Source organism: Streptomonospora sp. PA3 (assembly GCF_009728995.1).
Taxonomy (GTDB): domain Bacteria; phylum Actinomycetota; class Actinomycetes; order Streptosporangiales; family Streptosporangiaceae; genus Streptomonospora.
Window position 1 is genome coordinate 17,189 of record NZ_VTZW01000010.1, and the last position, 20,106, is coordinate 37,294.

The window sequence follows — 20,106 nt, forward strand, 5'->3', positions numbered from 1 at the left end:
TACGCGAGGCGCACCATTGCCGCAGCCCCGTGGTGGCCGCCCCGGGTGGTGCCCGGTGGGTTCCTGGAAAAGCCAGCGCCCCCGCTGTTCTTAAACACGGCGCTAGGCGTCGCGGACGCAGCGGAATCCGGTGTTGCCCATGGAGGAGTCGGGGGAGATCCCCTGGCGGGCGCTGACCCGGTACCGGCGGCAGTAGGACTCGTGGCACAGGTAGGAGCCCCCGCGCGCGCTGCGGCGGTCCCGGTAAGCCGGGTCGAACCGGTCCCGGCACCATTCCCACACGTTGCCGGTCATGTTGTACAGCCCGTACCCGTTGGGCGGGAACTCCGCGACCGGGCAGGTGCCGTACCAGCCGTCGGCGCGGGTGTTCTCCCGGGGGAACACCCCCTGCCACACGTTCATCCGGTGCTCTCCGGCGGGTTCGAGTTCGTCGCCCCACGGGAAGGCGCGCCCCTGGAGGCCGCCTCGGGCGGCGTACTCCCATTCGGCTTCGGTGGGCAGCCGCAGCCCCGCCCAGGCGCAGTAGGCGCCGGCGTCGTTCCACGAGACGTGGACCACCGGGTGGTCCGCGAGGCGCTCGGCATCGGAGTGCCCTCCGGTGGGATGGCGCCAGCTCGCGCCCTCGACCAGGCGCCACCAGGGGGCGCCCGCCACGCCGCGGGTGGGCGGGAAGTCGTCGGGCAGCAGGCCGCCGAACACGAAGGACCACCCGAAGCGCTCCGCATCGGTCCGGTAGCCCGTGGCGTCGGCGAACGCGGCGAACTCCGCGTTGGTCACCGCCGCCGTGCCGATCCAGAACGGGTCGACCTCCACCCGGCGGACGGGCCCCTCGCCGTCGGCGGGGTAGGCGCGGTCGTCCTCACTGCCCATGAGGAACTCCCCGCCGTCCAGGAGCACCATCCCCGCGGTGCCGCCCGCGCCGACGCCGGTGTCGGGCACGGGCTCCGGGGAGCGGGTGCCGCCCCGCCGACCGCTCGACGGGGCGCAGCATGCCGGGTGTGCGTCAGTCATGGGCCGCTCGGAATCGCTCTCGTGCGCTGTCGCTGTCGGCGTCGCTGCACAGGTCGTCGCCGAGGTCGACGCGTACCCGCCGCAGGTGCCCGGTGAAGGCGTTGTCGGCGGTGGGATAGTCGTCGGTCACCGGCGAGGCGCGGTCGACGCCGAGGTCGAAGGTCTCGTCGAAGGCGAAGTAGTAGGGAATGGTGGCGTCCACCCGCCCCTGGGCCGCATGCTTGCCGTCGACCAGGAGGGAGGCGGTCCCGCCGCGACCGACACCGCCGCCGTCGTAGTCGAACTCCAGCCGGATCTCGTGTTCGCCGGGTGTCAGCGGCTCCTCGCCCGAGACCGTGTGCACCTGGAGGCCGAAGTAGTTGTAGGCGTAGCGCGGGCGCCCCTCGCAGACGTACAGCGACCACCCGCCGAACCGGCCGCCCTGGGCCGCGATCACTCCCTCTCCCCCGCCGTCCGGGACCTCGACGAGCGCCGTGATGGTGTGCGACCGGTTCTTCACGTTGGGCGCGGTCTCCTCGGTCAGTCGCAGCCCCGCTCCGTGGAAGGTGACCGTGCTGCGGTCCCCGAACAGGTCGAGCCGCCCCGCCTCCCGCGGGTTCTCCCGCTCGGTCATCCGGTCGTCGAGCGGGAAGACGTTGTACTTGGCGGCTTCGGTGAGGAACAGCTGCTGGAGCTGGCGCAGCCTGCCGGGGTGCTCGGCGGCGACGTCGCGGGCCTGGGTCCAGTCGACGTTGGTGTCGTAGAGCTCCCACACGTCGTCCTCGAAGTACCGGCGGCCGTTCTGCACCATCTCCCACGGGGTGCCGTGGCGGGTGACCGCCATCCAGCCGTCGTGGTAGATGCCGCGGTTGCCGACCATCTCGAAGTACTGGAGGCGGTGGCGGTCGGGGGCGTCGCCGTCGTTGAAGGTGTAGAGCATGCTGGTGCCCTCGATCGGCTGCTGGGCGATCCCGTCCACCGTCGCGGGCTCGGGGATCCGCGCCGCTTCGAGGATGGTCGGCAGGACGTCGATCACGTGGTGGAACTGGTGGCGCAGTCCCCCGCGCTCGGCGATGCCCTTCGGCCAGTGCGCGATCATCCCGTCGCGGGTCCCGCCGAAGTGCGAGGCCACCTGCTTGGTCCACTGGTAGGGGGTGTTCATGGCCAGCGCCCACCCCACGGGGTAGTGGGCGTGCGTGGTCGGGTCGCCGAGCGCGTCGGCGTGCTCGTTGATGAACTCGGCGGTGTCGGGGATGCCGCTGGCGTAGCGGTGCTCGTTGAGCGTGCCGCCCAGGCCGCCCTCGGCCGAGGCTCCGTTGTCGCCGAGGATGTAGATGAACAGCGTGTTCTCCAGCGCGCCGTTCTCCTCCAGCGCGTCGACCAGGCGCCCGACCTGGGCGTCGGTGTGCTCGGCGAAGCCGGCGTAGAGCTCCATCAGCGAGGCGGCCGCGCGCTGCTCGGCCTCGGAGAGCTCGTCCCAGTGCGGGACGCCCTCGGCCCAGGGCGCCAGTTCCGCGTCCTGGGGGACCACGCCCAGCTCCTTCTGCCGCTGCAGGGTGATCTCCCGCTGGCGGTCCCACCCGTGGTCGAACCGGCCGCGGTACTTCTCCCGGTACTCGCGGGGGACGTGGTAGGGCGCGTGTGTGGCGCCGAACGGCAGGTAGGCGAAGAACGGGACGTCGGGCTTGAGGCTGCGCTGCGTGCCGATCCACTCGATGGCCTGGTCGACGAGGTCCTCGGAGAGGTGGTAGCCGTCCTCGGGCCGCTTCGACGGCTCGATCGGCGCGGTCCCGTCGAAGAGCACGGGGTACCAGTGGTTCATCTCGGCGCACAGGAACCCGTAGAACTTCTCGAAGCCCTCGCCGGTGGGCCAGCGGTCGAACGGCCCGGCCGGGCTCACGTCGCGCGCCGGGGTCTGGTGCCACTTGCCGAACGCGCCCGTGTTGTAGCCGTTCTCGCGCAGGGTCTGGGCGAGTGTCGCCGCGCTGCGCGGGCGGATCCCGTTGTAGCCGGGTGCCGCGCTGGCCATCTCTGTGGTGACGCCCATCCCCACCGAGTGGTGGTTGCGTCCGGTCAGCAGCGACTGCCGGGTCGGCGAGCAGACCGCGGTGACGTGGAACCGGGTGTAGCGCAACCCGTCACGCGCCAGGCGGTCGGCGGTGGGCATCTCGCAGGGGCCGCCGAAGGCGCTGGGGGCCCCGAACCCCATGTCGTCGAGGAGGACCAGCACGACGTTGGGCGCGCCCTGCGGCGGGCGCAGCGGTTCGGCCGGCCGGTAGGGCGGGTCCTGCTCGCGCACGTCGATCGACGTGGCCGGAGCGTGGCGCCGCTCCTCGATCGGCAGGTTGTGCCTGTTGGGGTGCGAATCGCTCAACGAGCTTCTCCTCTTCGTCTCCGCAGGCGTTGTTGCTGTTTCCCGCGGCTTGGGGCCCGGCCCCGGTGCGGCCGGTGGGCGGCGCCGGGGCCGGGTCTGTCGCGGCCCGGTGCCGTGGTCAGGCGGGGGCCTTCTCCGCTTCCGGGTCGGGTTGCGGGCGCTTGCTCGTGAACCGGGCGAGCAGAGCCGCCACCGGCCGGCGGCCGGCGCCCTTGCGGCGCCCCAGGGCTCCGGTCACCCGGTCGAGGAAGATCGCGAGGACGACGACCGCGATCCCTCCTTCGAAGGCGGCGCCGATGTCGAACTGTGTGACGCCGTTGACGACGACGCCGCCCAGCCCCTTCGCGCCGACCAGGCCCGCGACGACGACCATCGACAGCGCGAGCATGATGACCTGGTTGACTCCCGCCATGATCGAGGGCAGGGCCAGCGGAAGCTGCACCTCGCGCAGTACCTGGCCGGGGCGCGACCCGAACGCGCGGGCGGCCTCCAGCACCTCGCCGTCGACCTGGCGGATGCCGAGCTCGGTGAGCCGGACCGCCGGCGGGATCGCGAACACGGTCGTGGCGACGATGCCCGGGACGACGCCGATGCCGAACAGGAACACCGCCGGCACCAGGTAGACGAAGACCGGGAGGGTCTGCATGAAGTCCAGGGCCGGCCGCACGGCGAAGCTGACGCGCGGGCTGCTCGCGGCGAGGATGCCGACCGGTACGCCCACCAGGATGGAGAAGGCGGCCGCGATGATCACCACCGCGAGCGTCTCCAGGGTCTGCGTCCACAGCCCCATGCCCACGACGAGGGCGAATGAGAGCACGGTGAACAGGGTCAGGCCGATGCTGCGGGTCGCCGCGGCCGTCAGGACACCGAAGACGGCGATCAGTACCGGGGGCAGCGGGAGGGCGAGCAGGGTGTAGACCGTGTTCACGGTGAACAGCAGCACCGCGGACACCCCGTCGAAGAACCCTCCGGCGTTGTCCGTGAGCCACTGCAGGCCGGCCTCGACGGCCTCGCCGACCGGGATGTCAGCCATGCTCGCCCACCTCCTCCGGGACGGCTGCGATCGCGTCGAGGACCCGGCTGCGGGGCACGACGCCGACCAGGTGCTTGTCGCCGTCGACGACCGCGAGCGGCACGCTGTGCCCCCCGGTCAGGTGGCAGAACTCGACGATGGGGGTGTCGCCCGGGACGGCGGTGTAGTCGTCGCGGACGGAGCCGCCCAGGTCGGCCTGCCGCTTGCGCACCGCCTCGGCCAGGGTCTCGGCGGTGGCCACGCCGGCGATCCGCCCGTCGGCGTCGATGACGTAGGCGCACCGGCCGGGACCCTGCTCCAGCCGCGCCAGCACATCGGCGGGACTCTCGTCGACGGTGGCGGTGACCCAGGGCCGCTGCATGACCGCGCTCGCGGTCAGGCCGCGCGTCCGGTCGACGTCGGAGACGAAGTCGCGCACGTAGCCGGTCGCCGGCCGGGAGATGATGTCGGGCCCGGTGGCGAGCTGAACGACCCGGCCGTCCTTCATCACCATGATCCGGTCGCCGATGCGCATGGCCTCGTTGAGGTCGTGGGTGACGAAGATGATCGTCGTGCCCAGGTCCCGCTGGAGTTCGAGCAGCTGCTCCTGCATGGCCCGCCGGGTGAGGGGGTCGAGCGCGCTGAAGGGCTCGTCCATGATCAGCACGTCGGGGTCGGTGGCGAGGGCGCGCGCGAGTCCCACGCGCTGCTGCATCCCGCCGCTGAACTCGTCGGGGTAGGCATCCCCGCGGTGGGCCAGGCCGACCCGTTCCAGCGCCCGCTCGGCGCGCTCCAGCCGTTCGCGCTTGGGCACGCCGCGGGCCTTGAGCCCGTAGGCGGCGTTCTCCCTGACCGTGCGGTGGGGGAACAGCGCGAAGTGCTGGAAGACCATGCTGATGCGCCTGTTGCGCAGCTCGCGGAGTTCCTGGCGCGTCATGCCGCCGACGTCGGCGCCGTCGTAGGAGACGGTTCCCGCGGTGGGCTCGACCAGCCGGTTGATCATGCGCACGACCGTGGACTTGCCGGATCCCGACAGGCCCATGACGGCGAAGAGCTCCCCGCGCCCGACGGAGAAGGAGACGTCGTCGACAGCGAGGACGCCGCCGACGTCGCGCACGGCGCGCTCTGCGTCGGTCGCGGAGTCGAGGGCCCGGCGTGCGCGGGCCGGCGCCAGATCGAAGACCTTGGTCAGATTGCGAACCTCGATCACGCGGGCGCCTCCGCGGGCTCGCCCTCCGCGGTCTCGACGCCCTCCAGCCAGTTGCCGACCTTGTCGGGATTGTCGCTGATCCACTGGCGTGCGACGTCGGCGGGGGCCACGTCCTCCTTGCTCACCTGGTGGACCCACTCGGAGGCGGTTTCGCGGTCGATCCGCATCTGGGAGAGGAAGCGCGCCACGTTCGGGTGGTCGTCGCCGAACCCGTCGCGGGCGGCGATGCGGATCTCGCCCGCGCCCGGCCAGGCGTCCTCGGGATCGTCGAGGTAGACGAGGTCCCACTCGATGTTCATCCAGTGGGGCTCCCAGGCGAGGAAGACGACCGGTCGCCCGTTGTCCACCCGCGTCTGGACCTCGGCGAGCATCGCCGGGGTGCTGGATTCGACGAGCGTCCACCCGCCGAGGCCGTAGGCGTCCTCGTCGATCATCTTCTGGACCGAGTTGTTGCCCGGTGTTCCGGGTTCGATCCCGAGGATCTCGCCGCCGAACTCCTCGGCGTTGGGCTCCAGGTCGGCCAGGGAGGTGACGCCGTACTCCTCGGCGACGAACTTCGGTACCGCGGGTTCGTAGGCCACTCCCGTAACCAGGGTGGTGAGGACCTCGATGCGGCCGGCGTCGATGGAGTCGCCGAAGACCTCCTTCTGGCTGGGCCACCAGTTGCCCAGGTAGGCGTCGGCGTCGCCCTTTGCCAGCGCCTGGGCGCTGAGCGGCACCGAGAGGTCCTTGATGTTGACGCTGTACCCGGCGTCCTCCAGCACCTGCTTGGCGATCTGGTTCTCCACCATGAGGTCTTCCCAGGGCTGCTCCACCAGGGTGACCTCGGTTTCGCCCCCGCCGCCGGAACCGAAACCGCCCTCAGGGTTGCCGCACGCGGCCGCCATCGACGTAGTGAGCACCAGGACCGAGGCCGCCGCGATACGGCGCTGCATCGAATTCATATTCGTATTTCCACTCCAAACGGGGAGACGTTTCCGGCGCCGATGTTTCACGACACTCCAGCGCGGCCGGTCCGGCCGACGCGAACCTGTTTTCCATTTCCACCCGACTTCGAATGCGCGGTTTTCGAATGCGGCGCCCGCCACGAAAACGACGGCGCCGCAACATTCACACCGGATGATGATGGTGCAAAAACACCGAAAAATCAACATCTAGCAAAATATAAGCTATATCAATACTTGCTCATCCGTATAGAACCCTTCTATAGCAGAATACTAAAAATACATCGGCAATTCCTTGGAGTAGACCCGGGCCCGTGACCGGCCCGAACGATCAAGTGACACCGAGCACAGCAACGCGGGACCCACCCGGGCGGCGCGGCGGCCCGGTGGCCCGCCGGCGCCCGAGCCGGATACGGCCGCCCCCGTATGATCCGACTCACCGCCGAGCCTGCGGATTTGCAGAATTCCGACCGCTCGGATATTACTCTCTAGTGGCGCCGGAGAAGCTATAAGGCGTACGGGCCGGCTTAGGGGCGCCGGAAAGAGCCATTCAGCGAAGCAGCACCGTCCGGCCCGCCGGCACCGCAAGCCCTCAGCACCGAGAAAAGGAGCCGCCCAGGTGTCCGCAAGCCACAGCGAGCCGGTCTACGACTACGTCATCGTCGGCGGCGGGACCGCGGGCTCGGTCATCGCCAACCGCCTCACCGAGGATCCGCGCACCAGCGTGTGCGTGATCGAGGGCGGCCCCACCGACCAGGACCAGGACCGCGTCCTGCGGCTGCGCGACTGGCTGGAGCTGCTGGAAAGCGATCTCGACTACGCCTACCGCACCGTCGAGCAGCCGCGCGGCAACTCCCACATCGTCCATTCCCGCGCCCGCGTGCTGGGCGGCTGCTCCTCCCACAACACCCTCATCAGCTTCCGGCCCTTCCCCCAGGACCTGGCCGACTGGACGGCCGCCGGCGCCGCGGGCTGGGACAACGCGACCGTGCAGGCCTATGCCGACCGCCTGAAGAACAACATCACCCCCGTGGCCCCCCACGACCGCAACGCCCTGGTGACCGACTGGATCACCGCCTCGGCGGCGGCCACCGGGGTGCCGGTCATCGAGGACTTCAACGCCGAGACCTCCCACCGCGGCGGCTTCAGCCAGGGAGTGGGATTCCTGCCCGTCTCCTACGACCCCTACACCGGCCACCGCTCCTCGGCCTCCGTGGCCTACCTGCACCCCATCATCGGCGTGCGCGAGAACCTCACCCTCATGCTGGAGACCTGGGCCCACCGGCTCCTCTTCGACGGCGACCGCGCCACCGGCGTGGCCGTGACCACCCCCGAGGGCCGGGAGCGCACCGTCACCGCCCGCCGAGAGGTGATCCTGTGCGCCGGGGCGATCGACACCCCGCGGCTGCTGCTGCTCTCGGGCGTGGGCCCGGCCGACGACCTGCGCGACGTCGGCGTCGAGGTGCGCCACGACCTGCCCGGCGTGGGCGAGAACCTGCTGGACCACCCCGAGTCGATCATCATGTGGGAGACCTCCCGCGAGGTGCCCGACACCACGGTGATGTTCTCCGACGGCGGGCTGTTCATCCGCCGCGACACCACCGACCCGCGCCCGGACCTGATGTTCCACATCTACCAGGTCCCCTTCGACGACAACACCGCCCGCCTGGGCTACGACTCGCCGGGCCCGCGCAACGCGATCTGCATGACGCCCAACATCCCCCGGTCCCGCTCGCGCGGGAAGCTGTGGCTGACCAGCCCCGACCCGGCCGCCAAGCCGGCGCTGGACTTCCGCTACTTCACCGATCCCGAGGACTACGACGCCCGCACGATCGTGGACGGGCTGCGCATAGCCCGCGACATCGCCGCCACCGAGCCCTTCGCCTCGTGGATCGAGCGCGAGGTCGCCCCCGGCCCCGCGCTGACCACCGACGCGGAGCTGTCGGAGTACGGGCGCCGCGCCGCCCACACCGTCTACCACCCCGCCGGCACCTGCCGGATGGGCGCCGCCGACGACCCCGCGGCGGTGGTGGACCCGGCCCTGCGGGTACGCGGCCTGTCCGGGCTGCGCATCGCCGACGCGTCGGTGTTTCCCACGATGCCCTCGCCCAACCCGATGGTCACCGTGCTGACCGTGGGCGAGCGCGCCGCCGACCTGATCCGGGCCGACCGCTGAACCGCCTCCGGGGCCGCCTCCGGCCGGTCGCAGGCGCGGTCGGGCCTCAGGCGGCGCGGGGTGCTACCCGCCTAGCATCCGGTCCGGCAACCAGGTCACGATCTCGGGGAAGAAGCACAGGACGGCGATCCCCAGCGCCAGGACGCCGACATAGGGCAGCGCTCCGGTGAGGATGTGCTGCAGCGGAATCCGCGGCGCGATGCCCTGCACCACATAGAGGTTCAGCCCGACCGGCGGCGTGATCAGCCCCATCTCCATGTTGAGCGTCATCACCACGCCGAACCAGACCGGGTCGAAACCGAGCCCGGTGACGATGGGGAACAGGACCGGCATGGTGATCAGGATGATCGCCACGGGAGGGATGAAGAAGCCCAGGACGAGGAAGATCGCGTTCATCGCCAGGAAGATGACCCAGCGGTTGACCTCCAGCCCGGCCACGGCCTCGGCCAGGTCCTGGGGAACCCCCAGGAAGCTCAGCACCTGGCCCAGCACCGCGGAGAACGCCACGATCAGCAGGATCATGGTGCCGGTGCGCGTCGCCTCCAGCCCGACGTCGCGGATCTGCTTCCAGCCCAGCGACCGGTAGAAGACGGCGACGAGCACGAACGCCGCCAGCGCGCCCACCGCCGCCGCCTCGCTCGGGGTGGCGATGCCCAGATACATCGCGGAGAGCACGCACACGATGAGCGCGAGGAAGGGCAGCACCTTGGCGAGCTTGCGCAGCCGGTCGCTCCAGGAGTACCGCTCGGCGTCGGCGATCGGGCGGGGCACCTCGTCGCCGCCGACCGCATCGCCGCCTTCGCCGCCGGCACCGGCCGCGGCCGGCACCAGCGGGGAGCGGCCGCGGGCGCGCTTCACCGTCAGCGCGACGAAGATCCACGCGCAGAACAGCAGGGTGATCAGGATGCCGGGGGCGACGCCGCCGAGGAACAGCTGCCCGATGGACTGCTCGGTGGAGATCCCGTACAGGATCAGGGTGACGCTGGGCGGGATGAGGATCCCCAGCGTGCCGCCCGCCACGATCGCGCCCGTCGCGATGTCCTGCGGGTAGCCGCGGCGCAGCATCTCCGGAATCGCGATCTTGCCGATCGCGGCGGAGGTGGCCGGGCTCGACCCGGTCAGGGCCGCGAACATGGCGCAGGCCACGACGGCGCTCATCGCCAACCCGCCGCGGATCCGGCCGACCCACATGTGCGCCGCTTCCAGCAGGTCCTCGCTGGCCTTGGACCGGCCGAAGACCGATCCCATCAGGATGAACAGCGGGATGGCCAGCAGCGCGAAGCTGTTGAGCGAGTCGAAGACGAAGTTGCCGAAGAACCCGAACTGCGCCGGCGTGAGGAACAGGACGATCGACAGCAGCGCGGTGAGCCCGAGCGCGAACGCCACGGGAACGCCCAGGGCCAGTAGCAGGAGCAGGATGGCGCCGACGATTGCACCGATGACCAGGCCGCTCAATGTGCCGGCCCTCCCTCCGCGGTGGGGGCGGGCTGATCCGGCGGCGAGTCTCCGAGCTCGCCGCCGCGCAGCGCCCGGAACAGGCCGGCGACGATGGCGAGGTACTGCAGCGCGATCAGCGCCATGCCCGCCGGGAGGATGGCGTAGGGCAAGGCCAGCGGCGGGTTCCACGCCGTGCCCGAGCGCGCGCCGGTCTCGACCGACTCCCACCACATGAAGCCGCTCACCGCGGCGACGGCCAGAGCCAGGAGCAGGCCGAGGACCGCGGCCAGCAGGCGCACACCGATCTGCACACGGCCGGGCAGGAGTTTGACCACGAGGTCGATGCGGACGTGGTCGCCGTTGCGGAGCCCGTAGGCGCCGCCGACGAAGGCGGCGAACATCAGCAGGTAGACGGACAGCTCGGTCTGCCAGATCGTCGACATGCCGAACAGGTAGCGAAGCGCGACGCCGTAGCAGATGACCAGCATGGCCGCGATGATCAGGATGCCGCTGAGGTATCCGGCGGCACCGGACAACCGGTCGGCGGCGCGGAGGAAGCGGGAGCGGGGCACGAGTCTCCTTCCGGCCCTGCCGGTGCCCGGCGGGCCCCGGCGCGGTCCCAGGCGGGTGTGCGGGGGCGGCGCCGCCTGGGGCCTCAAGGCGGCCCGCCCACCCGCAGAAAAACAGCCAGGTCCTACTCGGCGGGGACGTCCTGGGCGAGTTCGAGAAGCTCCTGGCCGCCTTCGACGTCGTCGGCGAAGCCCTCCCAGGCCGGCTGCGAGGCCTCGCGCCACTTCTCGAAGTCGGCGTCGGACATCTGGACGACCTCGACGCCGTTGGCCGCGAACTCCTCGTGCACCCGCTGGTCGTCCTCCTCGGAGGCGGTGTAGGCGAACTCCTGGAGGTCGGCCCCGACCTCGTCGACGATCCGCTGCTGCTCCTCGGTGAGCCTGTCGCAGGACTCGGTGCCCATGATCAGCGGCTCGAACATGAACCAGAAGGTGTTGCCGCCCGTCGGCGACGTGAAGGTGTCGACCTGCTCGTAGAGCCGGTAGGAGCTGAACGACGACGTGGAGGTGATGGCGCTGTCGAGGGTGCCGGTCTGCAGCGCGTTGTAGATGTCGGAGGAGGGCATGCTGGACAGGCCGAAGCCGACGCCTTCCAGCATCTCCTCGACCCGGGGGCCGGCGGCGCGGGTCACGCTGCCGGGCGGGACGTCGTCGGGGCTGAGGATGGGGTCGGGTCCGGCGGTTCCGATGGCCCCGGCGTTCCACACCCAGGTCAGGATGCGCACGCCGTTGTCCTCGGCGATCCGCGAGACGCGATCGCCGATCTCGCTCTCCGCCCAGTTCTGCGCCTGGGCGTGGCTGCGCACCATCGCCGGCATCAGTGTGATGCTGAACTGGGGGACGTCGCCGGCGGCGTAGTCGAGGGGGTAGACGGAAAGGTCGAGAGTCTGCTCGCGGATGGCCGTGTACTGCTCGGTCGGGTCCTCGATCAGCGAGTTGTTGGGGTGGATCTCGACCGTGACGTCGCCGTCGGTGCGTGATTCCACCTCCTCGGCGAAGCGCTCCGCGAGCACGGCGCGGAAGTCGCCTTCGCCGTCCTCGGCCGCGGGCCACTGGTGCGACAGCCGCAGCGTCACCTCGCCGTCGGCCGTCGGACCGGATGCGAGCCCGCACCCGCTGAGCAGCGCGCCGCTCGCGAGTAGCGCACCCGCACTCGTCAGGCGGGTTGTCGTGCGTTGCTGCCGCGCCATACCGCGACTCCTCTCCCTGGGGGGAGTCCCCGGACTGTCGGGGCCGCCGGGGACATCGCCTGTCTGTGATACGGCTCACTGCACTGTGAGCGTTGATCAAAGTACGTCGGACCACCCCAGGTCAAGGGGAGATAAACAACAGACCGGGACATCGGAGGATTCACACCCTCAATCGCGACTAAGTGCGACGCATCAATCACGCAGCGCCGACGGCCGCGCCCGATGCGCTGGGCATCGGAACCGGCCCCTCGTCCGGGAAACCGGCCGGAGGCGGCGACGGCCCCTCCGCCGCCTTGCCGGATGCCGGCGCCCTCGTACCCGCCGCCACGTGCCATAGGTTCCGACTTCGGGCAGCGGACCGGGGATCTCCGACTCCCGCCGCGGGCCGCACCGACTCTGGCCCACCGCCGCCACGGGTGCGACTATGCGGTGGAGACACGAGTGAGCTGCACGAACGACGGACACAGAGGGTGGGGCGATGAACGCACACACCACCGACGGCGGCGACATGGGGCGCCGCGTCGCGCACCGCCGGTCGGAGCTGGGACTGACGCGGGCCGAACTGGCCGAGCGCGCCGCCATGGATCCGGGCTATGTGGAGTATCTGGAGGAGCATCCCGCGAGTTTCAGCCGGGAAGCGCTCTACCGCCTGGCGCAGGCGCTGCACACCACCTCCGACCGGCTGCTTGGTGCCGACACCCAAGCGCAGCCCGGGGGCTCCGCCACAGCGGCGCCCGATCCCCCGCTCAGCGTGCTGACGGCCGAGGAGTGCTGGGAGCTGATCCGGCCCGCTGGAGTCGGCCGCGCCGCGTTCACCGAGGCCGACGGCGCGGCCCCGCTCGTCCTTCCGGTCAACTACGCCCTCAGTGGCGCCGCGGTGGTCTTCCGCACCGGCGCCGAGGGGATCGTCGCCCGGCACGCGTCCGGGCCGATGAGCTTCCAGGTCGACCGGCTCGACGGGACCATGAGCGAGGGCTGGAGCGTGCTCGTGACCGGCCGCGCCCGTCTCATCGAGGACGCGGACGAACTGGCCGCCCTGCGCGAACGCCATCCCCTGCGCCCGTGGGCCGGCGGCGACCGCGAAGCCTGGGTCCGCATCGCAGCCGACCGGATCACGGGCCGCCGCGTCACCGGCCGCGGCGAGAGGAGTTAGGCGACACGACCAGGCGCCGGACGTGCCGCCGGAGGGCGCCCAAGCGGCGGCGCGTCAAGCGCCGGCCCGCGCGTTCGATCCGCTCTGAGGTCTTCGGCCCGGACCTGTGGCTGCCCGCCTGAACCGTGGGCGAGCCGAGCCTCAGCGCAGGCGCCGGGCTCGCAGGACGGTGTCGCGGGTGTGGCGGGTGCCCGCCGGCGCGGGAGCCGTCCGCGGGCGGGTCTCCTCGACCAGGACCCTCCACTCCTCGCCGAGCACCCCGGCTATGTCGGCGGGCTGGTAGTAGTCGTTCGGGTCGATGCCGAGCTCGTGGCGCGGCGGCAGTTCCGCCGGGTCGTGGCTCGCGACCAGCAGCGTGCCGCCGGGAGCCACGGCGGCCAGCAGGCCGCGCAGCGCGGTGTCGGCGGGCCGGCGCGGCAGCGGGAAGTACTGGACGGAAACCAGGTCGAACGCACCGGCCGGCGGCGGCACGGCGGTCAGGTCGGCGCGCCTCCAGGCGACGCGGTCGGCGACGTCGGCGCCTGCGGCGGCGGCGCGCTGCAGCGCGGTCCGGGAGATGTCGACCGCGGTGACCAGCCAGCCGCGCCGGGCCAGCCAGACCGCGTCGGCGCCTTCACCGCATCCCACGTCCAGCGCCTGCCCGGGCGGCAGGTCGGCGGCTTCGGTGACGAGCACCCCGTTGGGGGCGCCGCTGAACAGCCGGTCGCGGCCGGCGTACTTCTCGTCCCAGTACTGTGCGTCCATGGTCCTCGCCTCGGTGGAGTCCGGTCGGCCGCCGCGGCCGACTCGGACACAACCTGCCCTTGCCGGGGAGCGGATGACAAAGCTCTTTGCGCAAACCGCAAAAACGGGGGCATAGTCGAGGGGTGAGCGAGGAGTTCGAGGCCGTTCTCGGGGCGATCGGCCCGCGGTTGCGCGAGTTGCGGCGGCGTAGCGGAGCCACGCTGGCGGCACTGTCGGAGACCACCGGCATCCCGGTCAGCACGCTCTCCCGCCTGGAGTCCGGCCACCGCAAACCCGGGCTGGAACTGCTGCTGCCCCTGGCGAGGGCCTATCAGCTGCCGCTGGACGACCTCGTCGGCGCCCCGGCCAGCGGCGATCCCCGGGTGTACCCCCGGCCGTTCACCCGCAACGGCATGACCGTCGTCCCGCTTTCCCGCAACCCCGGCGGGCTGCAGGCGTTCAAGCAGATCCTCCCGGCCGGCCCGGACGACCCGGACCCCGATCCCCGCTCCCACGAGGGCTACCACTGGCTCTACGTCCTCAGCGGACGCCTGCGCCTGGTTCTCGGCGATCGGGACATCGTCCTCTCCGTCGGCGAGGTCGCCGAGTTCGACACCCATCTCCCGCACTGGTTCGGCAACGCCGAGCCGCGGCCGGTCGAGTTCTTGAGCATCCTCGGCCCCCAGGGCGAGCGGTTCCACATCCGAGCCCGGTACCGGCCTTCCTGATCCACCGCTCCCCGCGGTCCGCGCCGCCGACGGGCGTGGCGGGGCGGGCGCCGCCGCGCCGGTCCGGAATACCAGGCCGACAGCAGTGTTGACGAGGCTGTGAAGAAGATCGGATTCCTGTCTTTCGGCCACTGGACGCCCTCACCGCGCTCGCTGGTGCAATCGGCCTCCGACGCGCTGCTGCAGTCGATCGAGCTGGCGGTCGCCGCCGAGGAGGTCGGCGCCGACGGCGCCTATTTCCGGGTGCACCACTTCGCCCGGCAGCTGGCGTCCCCCTTTCCGCTGCTGTCCGCGATCGGGGCGCGGACGAGCCGGATCGAGATCGGCACCGGCGTCATCGACATGCGCTACGAGAACCCGCTCTACATGGCCGAGACCGCCGGCGCCGCGGATCTGATCGCCGGCGGGCGCCTGCAACTCGGGATCAGCCGCGGCTCGCCGGAGCAGGTCGTCAAGGGCTACGAGTACTTCGGCCACCACCCGGCCGAGGGCTCGACCGACGCCGACATGGCCCGGGAGCACACGGCGAAGCTGCTCGACGTGCTCCGGGGGGAAGGCTTCGCCGAGCCGAACCCGCAGCCGATGTTCCCCAACCCGCCCGGGCTGCTGCGGATCGAGCCGCACTCCCCGGGACTGCGCGAGCGGATCTGGTGGGGCGCCGGCACCCGCGCAACGGCCCAGTGGGCGGGCGAGCAGGGGATGCACCTGATGAGCTCGACGCTGCTCACCGAAGAGGCCGGGGTGCCGTTCCACCAGCTGCAGGCCGAGCAGATCCGGCTCTTCAAGGACGCCTGGAACGCCGCCGGCCACCCCCACGAGCCCCGCGTCTCGGTAAGCCGCAGCATCTTCCCGCTGGTGAGCAGCGTGGACCACCAGCTGTTCGGCCGGCAGGCCGCCAGCACCGACCAGGTCGGCCACCTCGACGACGGCCTCGCCCGGTTCGGCAAGACCTACGCCGCCGAACCGGACAAGCTCATCGAGGACCTGGCGCAGGACGAGGCCGTCGCCGCCGCCGACACGCTCCTGCTCACCGTCCCCAACCAGCTGGGCGTGGATTACAACGCCCACATCCTCGACAGCCTGCTGCGCTACGTCGCCCCCGGCCTGGGCTGGCGCTGACACGCATGCCCGGGTCCCCGGCGCCGGAGGCGCCGGGGACCCGGGCACCGGCCGGTTTTCGGGGGCGGTGGCACGGCCCGCGGCATTCAGCCCGGACGCAGCCCCGCACCGCGTGGCGGCGGGCCCGCGTCGGAGCGCCGGCCGGGCCGCGCGGCGGCGTGCACGCGGCCCGGCCCCAGCCCCAGTCGGGCGACCAGCCTGTCGGCCACGGCACCGGTGACGAAGGCGTAGACCGCCTTGTGCGCGAGATCCAGGGCCAGTTCCTCCCGCGGCCACGTCCACGGCGGGGCGCCCACACCGGTCGCGTTCTCCAGCACCTGGTCGTTGGTCAGCCGGACCGCGAAGAACATGCCCGACGCCCACGGTCCCCTCAGCCCGGAAGCGGCCATGACCCCGCGCAAGGCCCCCAGCAGCACGCCCTGACCCGCATGCATGGCCAGGTTGCCCGCCTGCGAACGCTGCGCCCACTGCTCGGGAAGCCCCGCCAGTCGGCCCAGCGTCAGACCGGGGACATGGGAGTCCGGGCGCCCGGACCAGGCCTGCTCCAGCTTCTCGACGGCGGTCATCGCGGCGGCCCCCGCCGCACCCGCGACCATCCCCCGTATCACCGCTCTGCGCCACATGCCCGCGCGACTACCCGCGGCGGGCCCGCGTACCCGCCGGCGAGTGCGCGGGCGGCGTGCGTGAAAGTCGGCGCCCGGGGCAGTGGGCGGCTCGTAGCGCCTGCTCGGAAGGGGGTGGGCGGCCGGTGGACGCGGGACCCGCACGGGGAGGTGGGCGGTGGACCCCCATGCCATCGCGGCGGTGCACGAGGCCGATCTGGGTGCGGCGCGGATGCAGATGGCGCTCTCCCTGGGCTGGCACATCATCGTGGCGTGCCTGGGTGTGGGTATGCCCGCGATCACCCTGATCGCCGAGTGGCGCGGCCACCGCACCGGCGATCCGCACGTGCGGCTGCTCGCCCGCCGGTGGGCCAAGGCGATGGGCGTCCTCTTCGCCGTGGGGGCCGTCTCGGGGACCATCCTGTCGTTCGAGATGGGGCTGCTGTGGCCCGGCCTGATGAGCACCTACGGCGAGGTCATCGGCCTGCCGTTCGCGCTTGAGGGCATCGCGTTCTTCATCGAGGCGATCTTCCTGGGCGTCTACCTCTACGCCTGGGACCGGCTGCCGCCCGTCGCGCACATGCTCTCGGGGATCCCCATCGTCGTCGCGGGCGTTGCCAGCGCCTTCTTCGTGGTGACCGCCAACGCCTGGATGCAGCAGCCGACCGGCTTCGACACCGAGGGCGGACGCATCGTCGCGGTCGACCCGTGGGCGGCGATGTTCAATCCCGCGACCCCGCCGCAGACGGTGCACATGATCCTCGCGGCCTTCATGGTCGCCGGGTTCACCATGGCCGGGGTCTACGCGGTGGCCATGCTGCGGGGGCGGCGCGAACGCTACCACCGCCTCGGGTTCCTGATCCCCTTCACCGTGGCGGCGATGGTGACGCCGGTCCAGATCGGGGTCGGCGACTGGGCCGCGCACTTCGTCGCCGAGAACCAGCCGGCCAAGCTCGCGGCCATGGAAGGCGTCTTCGCCACCGAGCGCGGGGTTCCGCTGCATCTGGGCGGCGTCGCCCTCGACGGCGAGCTGCGCTACTCGTTGGAGATCCCCAACGGCCTGTCCCTGCTTGCGCACTGGGATCCCGGCGCCGAGATCACCGGCCTGGAAGAGTTTCCCGAGGCCGACAGGCCGCCGGTGAACGTGGTCCACTGGGCGTTCCAGATCATGGTGGGGCTCGGCTTCGCCCTGCTCGCCCTGGCCGTGTGGCTGGCGGCGGCCTGGTGGCGCCGCCGCGACCTGCCGCGGTCGCCGTGGTTCCTGCGCGCGGCCGCGCTGTCGGGGGTGGCCGCCGTGGTGGCACTGGAGGCGGGCTGGGTGGTCACCGAGGTCGGGCGCCAGCCCTGGATCGTCTACGGGGTGATGCGCACCTCCGAGGCGGTCAACCCGGCGCCGGGGCTGGTCTACGGCTTCGCCGGGGTGTCGGCGGTCTATGCGGTGCTGACTGTGGCGACGGTCTATGTGCTGCGCCGCCTGGCCCGGGAGAAACCGGTCCCCGTCGCGCCGCAGGAGCGCGATGTCACCGACTACGGCGTCGTCTAGGGAGGCGCCATGCCCCTGTCCGAGATCCTGCTGGCCGTGCTGTGGCTGGGCGTGACCGCCTACGTGCTCTTCGGCGGAGCCGACTTCGGAGGCGGCGTGTGGGACCTGCTGGCCGGAGGAGCCGAGCGCGGCAGCCGCCAGCGGGCCCTGGTCGAACACTCCATCGGTCCCGTGTGGGAGGCCAACCACGTCTGGCTGATCTTCGTCATCGTGCTCGCCTGGACCGGTGTTCCCTCGGTGTTCGCCGCGGTCTCCTCCACGCTCTACATCCCGCTGACGCTGGCGGCGCTGGGCATCATCGCCCGCGGAGCGGCGTTCGCGTTCCGCAAGGCCAGCACCGAGCTGTGGCAGCGGCGGCTCTTCGGCGCCGCGTTCGCGTTCTCGTCGCTGGTCACCCCGTTCTTCCTGGGTACGGTGGCCGGTGCGATCGCCTCGGGCCGGGTGCCGCCGGGCATCGCGGCGGGCGATCTGGTCGCCGGCTGGCTCAATCCCACCTCACTGGTCAGCGGTGCACTGGCGGTGGGCACGGCCGCCTACCTGGCGGCGGTCTACCTCACCCGCGACGCCCAGCGCGCGGGCGAGCCCGGTCTCGTCTCGGCGTTCCGCCGCCGCGCCCTGGCCTCGGGTGTGGTCGTGGGGGCGCTGTCGGTCGCCGGACTGGCCGTGCTGCGCGCCGACGCCCCGCGGCTGTTCGCGGAGCTGACCTCGGGGGCGGCGCTGGCCTTCCTGGTGCTGTCCGTGGGATCGGGCGTCGTGTCGCTGGGCCTGCTGGCCTGGACCCGGGCCTACCTGGTGGTGCGGGTCAGCGCCGCCCTGGCCGTCGCCGGCCTGCTGTGGGGGTGGGGCGCGGCCCAGTATCCGCGGCTGCTGCCCGGGGTCACGCTGCGGGAGGCGGCCGCCACCGACGCGGTCCTCGGCGCCGCGTTGGGCGCCCTCGCCGTCGGCGCGGTCCTGCTGGTGCCGTCGCTGCTGTGGCTGTACACCATGTTCCAGCGCGCCGACGGATAGCGCGCGCTGCGCCGCTCGCCGACCGGCCCCGGTGGGCCCGCGGCCGCTCAGTACTCCAGTTCGGGGCGCAGCGGGCCGCCGACCGTGTGCAGGTGGCGGAGCACCTGGGCGTAGGAGTCCAGCAGGCCGGTCTCGTAGTAGTCGATGCCGTGCCTGGCGCAGAACGCACGCACGAGCGGCTGGACGCGGGGCAGGGAGGGCCGGGGCATGGAGGGGAACAGGTGGTGCTCCACCTGGTAGTTCAGCCCGCCCAAAAGGAGGTCGGTGAAGCGGCCGCCGCGGATGTTGCGCGAGGTCAGCACCTGCCGGCGCAGGAAGTCGACCTTCTCGCCCTTGGCGATGATCGGCATGCCCTTGTGGTTGGGGGCGAAGGAGCAGCCCATGTACAGGCCGAACACGCCCTGGTGCACGGCGATGAAGCACACCGCCTGCAGCGGCGTGAGCACGAGGAACACCGCGGCGAGGTAGCCGGCGAGGTGCGCGAAGAGCATGACCGCTTCGGCCGCCTTGACGCCGCGCGGGGCGCTGCCGCGGTCGAACAGGGCTCGCACACCGGCCGCGTGCAGGTTGAGCCCTTCCAGCAGCAGCATGGGGAAGAAAAGCCACGCCTGGCTGCGCGCCAGCCAGACGCCGGCGCCTCTGCGGGCGCGGGTCTGGTCGGCGGTGAAGGCGAGCGCGTTGCCGCCGATGTCGGGGTCGCGGTCGACGTGGTTGGGGTGGGCGTGGTGGCGGTTGTGCTTGGTGTTCCACCACCCGTAGCTGATCCCGACCAGCAGGTTCCCGAATATCCGGCCGATCAGGTCGTTGACGCGCCGGGATCCGGAGATCTGCTGGTGGCCGGCGTCGTGTCCGAGGAATGCGGTCTGGGTGAACACGATCCCGAGGAGCGCGGCCGTCAGCAGCTGCCACCACGAGGGGCCGATCAGCGCGAACGCGGCCCATCCGGCTGCCAGCAGGAGGAGGGTGACCGAGATCCGCACCGCGTAAGAGAACGGCCGCCGCTTCAGCAGCCCGGCGGCCTTGACCTCGCGCGAGAGCACCGCGTAGTCGCTGCCTCGGCGGTCGGTTCGGGCCCGGGGCGCATCACCGTGCGCCTCGGTTTGCGCGGGGGTGCCGTCCGTGCGTCCGCCGTGGGCGGCGCCGAGGCCGTCGCCGGGCTCGGAGGTGTCGACGGTTCCATCGGGCATGTGGTGTCTCCAGGTCGAGGGGGGTCGATAGGGCCGCGCGGTCGCGCGGTCGCGGCTTGCTGAACCTCCGCCGATCCAGGAGTACCTGGAATGTGGAGCACCGCGTCGCGGATGTCCACAGGTGTGTCCGCAATACTCAGC

17 protein-coding genes are annotated in these 20,106 nt (G+C 71.7%); 6 read left to right on the forward strand and 11 right to left on the reverse strand.

The features are described 5' to 3' along the window. Positions 1–102: 102 nt before the first annotated feature. The 5 genes from FZ103_RS12375 to FZ103_RS12395 all read right to left on the reverse strand — a co-directional run bounded on the left by FZ103_RS12375 (position 103) and on the right by FZ103_RS12395 (position 6,530). Complete coding sequence (locus tag FZ103_RS12375; protein ID WP_156001193.1) at positions 103–1,011, reverse strand: formylglycine-generating enzyme family protein; 909 nt, start codon at positions 1,009–1,011, stop codon at positions 103–105. Continuing rightward, a complete protein-coding gene (locus tag FZ103_RS12380) occupies positions 1,004–3,364 on the reverse strand; it encodes an arylsulfatase (RefSeq protein ID WP_156001195.1) in 2,361 nt (786 codons plus the stop codon). Before FZ103_RS12380 ends, FZ103_RS12375 begins: the two co-directional genes overlap by 8 nt. 118 nt (positions 3,365–3,482) lie before the next feature. After that, the gene (locus FZ103_RS12385) at positions 3,483–4,397 is read right to left on the reverse strand and encodes a proline/glycine betaine ABC transporter permease (RefSeq protein WP_156001197.1); all 915 of its coding nucleotides are present in this window, start codon (positions 4,395–4,397) and stop codon (positions 3,483–3,485) included. Continuing rightward, on the reverse strand, positions 4,390–5,586 hold the full coding sequence (locus FZ103_RS12390; RefSeq protein WP_186356197.1) for a betaine/proline/choline family ABC transporter ATP-binding protein: 1,197 nt from the start codon (positions 5,584–5,586) through the stop codon (positions 4,390–4,392). Before FZ103_RS12390 ends, FZ103_RS12385 begins: the two co-directional genes overlap by 8 nt. Next, a complete protein-coding gene (locus FZ103_RS12395; protein WP_186356198.1) occupies positions 5,583–6,530 on the reverse strand; it encodes an ABC transporter substrate-binding protein in 948 nt (315 codons plus the stop codon). Before FZ103_RS12395 ends, FZ103_RS12390 begins: the two co-directional genes overlap by 4 nt. Positions 6,531–7,149: 619 nt before the next feature. Between FZ103_RS12395 and FZ103_RS12400 the strand changes: the two genes are divergently transcribed. After that, the gene (locus FZ103_RS12400) at positions 7,150–8,706 is read left to right on the forward strand and encodes a GMC oxidoreductase (protein ID WP_186356199.1); all 1,557 of its coding nucleotides are present in this window, start codon (positions 7,150–7,152) and stop codon (positions 8,704–8,706) included. Positions 8,707–8,769: 63 nt separating this feature from the next. On the opposite strand, the gene FZ103_RS12405 is transcribed toward FZ103_RS12400, so the two are convergent. The 3 genes from FZ103_RS12405 to dctP form a co-directional block, all read right to left on the reverse strand. Beyond that, positions 8,770–10,161 (reverse strand): TRAP transporter large permease, encoded by a 1,392-nt coding sequence (locus FZ103_RS12405; RefSeq protein ID WP_156001203.1) that lies wholly within the window; start codon positions 10,159–10,161, stop codon positions 8,770–8,772. Then, on the reverse strand, positions 10,158–10,715 hold the full coding sequence (locus FZ103_RS12410) for a TRAP transporter small permease (protein ID WP_156001205.1): 558 nt from the start codon (positions 10,713–10,715) through the stop codon (positions 10,158–10,160). Before FZ103_RS12410 ends, FZ103_RS12405 begins: the two co-directional genes overlap by 4 nt. 122 nt (positions 10,716–10,837) lie before the next feature. Further along, positions 10,838–11,902, reverse strand: coding sequence for a TRAP transporter substrate-binding protein DctP (gene dctP, locus FZ103_RS12415; protein WP_156001207.1), 1,065 nt, complete (start codon positions 11,900–11,902; stop codon positions 10,838–10,840). A 478-nt stretch (positions 11,903–12,380) separates the two neighbouring features. Between dctP and FZ103_RS12420 the strand changes: the two genes are divergently transcribed. Continuing rightward, positions 12,381–13,055 carry a pyridoxamine 5'-phosphate oxidase family protein gene (locus FZ103_RS12420; RefSeq protein ID WP_156001209.1) on the forward strand — a complete coding sequence of 225 codons (675 nt, stop codon included), beginning with the start codon at positions 12,381–12,383 and terminating at the stop codon, positions 13,053–13,055. 141 nt (positions 13,056–13,196) lie between these two features. Here FZ103_RS12420 and FZ103_RS12425 read toward each other — a convergent pair whose 3' ends face one another. Next, on the reverse strand, positions 13,197–13,799 hold the full coding sequence (locus FZ103_RS12425; RefSeq protein WP_156001211.1) for a bifunctional 2-polyprenyl-6-hydroxyphenol methylase/3-demethylubiquinol 3-O-methyltransferase UbiG: 603 nt from the start codon (positions 13,797–13,799) through the stop codon (positions 13,197–13,199). Between the two features lie 122 nt (positions 13,800–13,921). Between FZ103_RS12425 and FZ103_RS12430 the strand changes: the two genes are divergently transcribed. Further along, positions 13,922–14,506, forward strand: coding sequence for a helix-turn-helix transcriptional regulator (locus FZ103_RS12430; protein WP_186356200.1), 585 nt, complete (start codon positions 13,922–13,924; stop codon positions 14,504–14,506). A gap of 99 nt (positions 14,507–14,605) precedes the next feature. Then, entirely contained in the window at positions 14,606–15,625 is a 1,020-nt protein-coding gene (locus FZ103_RS12435) for an LLM class flavin-dependent oxidoreductase (protein WP_186356201.1), read from the forward strand. 86 nt (positions 15,626–15,711) lie between these two features. Here FZ103_RS12435 and FZ103_RS12440 read toward each other — a convergent pair whose 3' ends face one another. After that, positions 15,712–16,248, reverse strand: coding sequence for a hypothetical protein (locus FZ103_RS12440; protein ID WP_156001215.1), 537 nt, complete (start codon positions 16,246–16,248; stop codon positions 15,712–15,714). A gap of 157 nt (positions 16,249–16,405) precedes the next feature. On the opposite strand from FZ103_RS12440, the gene FZ103_RS12445 reads away from it, so the two are divergent. Both FZ103_RS12445 and FZ103_RS12450 read left to right on the forward strand, forming a co-directional pair. Beyond that, entirely contained in the window at positions 16,406–17,770 is a 1,365-nt protein-coding gene (locus FZ103_RS12445) for a cytochrome ubiquinol oxidase subunit I (RefSeq protein ID WP_343233496.1), read from the forward strand. Positions 17,771–17,779: 9 nt separating this feature from the next. After that, complete coding sequence (locus tag FZ103_RS12450; RefSeq protein WP_156001217.1) at positions 17,780–18,778, forward strand: cytochrome d ubiquinol oxidase subunit II; 999 nt, start codon at positions 17,780–17,782, stop codon at positions 18,776–18,778. Positions 18,779–18,825: 47 nt separating this feature from the next. Here FZ103_RS12450 and FZ103_RS12455 read toward each other — a convergent pair whose 3' ends face one another. Next, positions 18,826–19,965: an acyl-CoA desaturase gene (locus FZ103_RS12455; protein WP_156001219.1), complete on the reverse strand. Its 1,140-nt coding sequence runs from the start codon at positions 19,963–19,965 to the stop codon at positions 18,826–18,828. Positions 19,966–20,106: the final 141 nt, after the last annotated feature.

What these genes read in the sequence shown, in the direction of transcription:
- FZ103_RS12375 (WP_156001193.1), bottom strand. Translation starts at nt 1,011, where the DNA reads ATGACTGACGCACACCCGGCATGCTGCGCCCCGTCGAGCGGTCGGCGG.
- FZ103_RS12385 (WP_156001197.1), bottom strand. Translation starts at nt 4,397, where the DNA reads ATGGCTGACATCCCGGTCGGCGAGGCCGTCGAGGCCGGCCTGCAGTGG.
- FZ103_RS12395 (WP_186356198.1), bottom strand. Translation starts at nt 6,530, where the DNA reads ATGAATTCGATGCAGCGCCGTATCGCGGCGGCCTCGGTCCTGGTGCTC.
- dctP (WP_156001207.1), bottom strand. Translation starts at nt 11,902, where the DNA reads ATGGCGCGGCAGCAACGCACGACAACCCGCCTGACGAGTGCGGGTGCG.
- FZ103_RS12420 (WP_156001209.1), top strand. Translation starts at nt 12,381, where the DNA reads ATGAACGCACACACCACCGACGGCGGCGACATGGGGCGCCGCGTCGCG.
- FZ103_RS12425 (WP_156001211.1), bottom strand. Translation starts at nt 13,799, where the DNA reads ATGGACGCACAGTACTGGGACGAGAAGTACGCCGGCCGCGACCGGCTG.
- FZ103_RS12440 (WP_156001215.1), bottom strand. Translation starts at nt 16,248, where the DNA reads ATGTGGCGCAGAGCGGTGATACGGGGGATGGTCGCGGGTGCGGCGGGG.
- FZ103_RS12450 (WP_156001217.1), top strand. Translation starts at nt 17,780, where the DNA reads ATGCCCCTGTCCGAGATCCTGCTGGCCGTGCTGTGGCTGGGCGTGACC.
- FZ103_RS12455 (WP_156001219.1), bottom strand. Translation starts at nt 19,965, where the DNA reads ATGCCCGATGGAACCGTCGACACCTCCGAGCCCGGCGACGGCCTCGGC.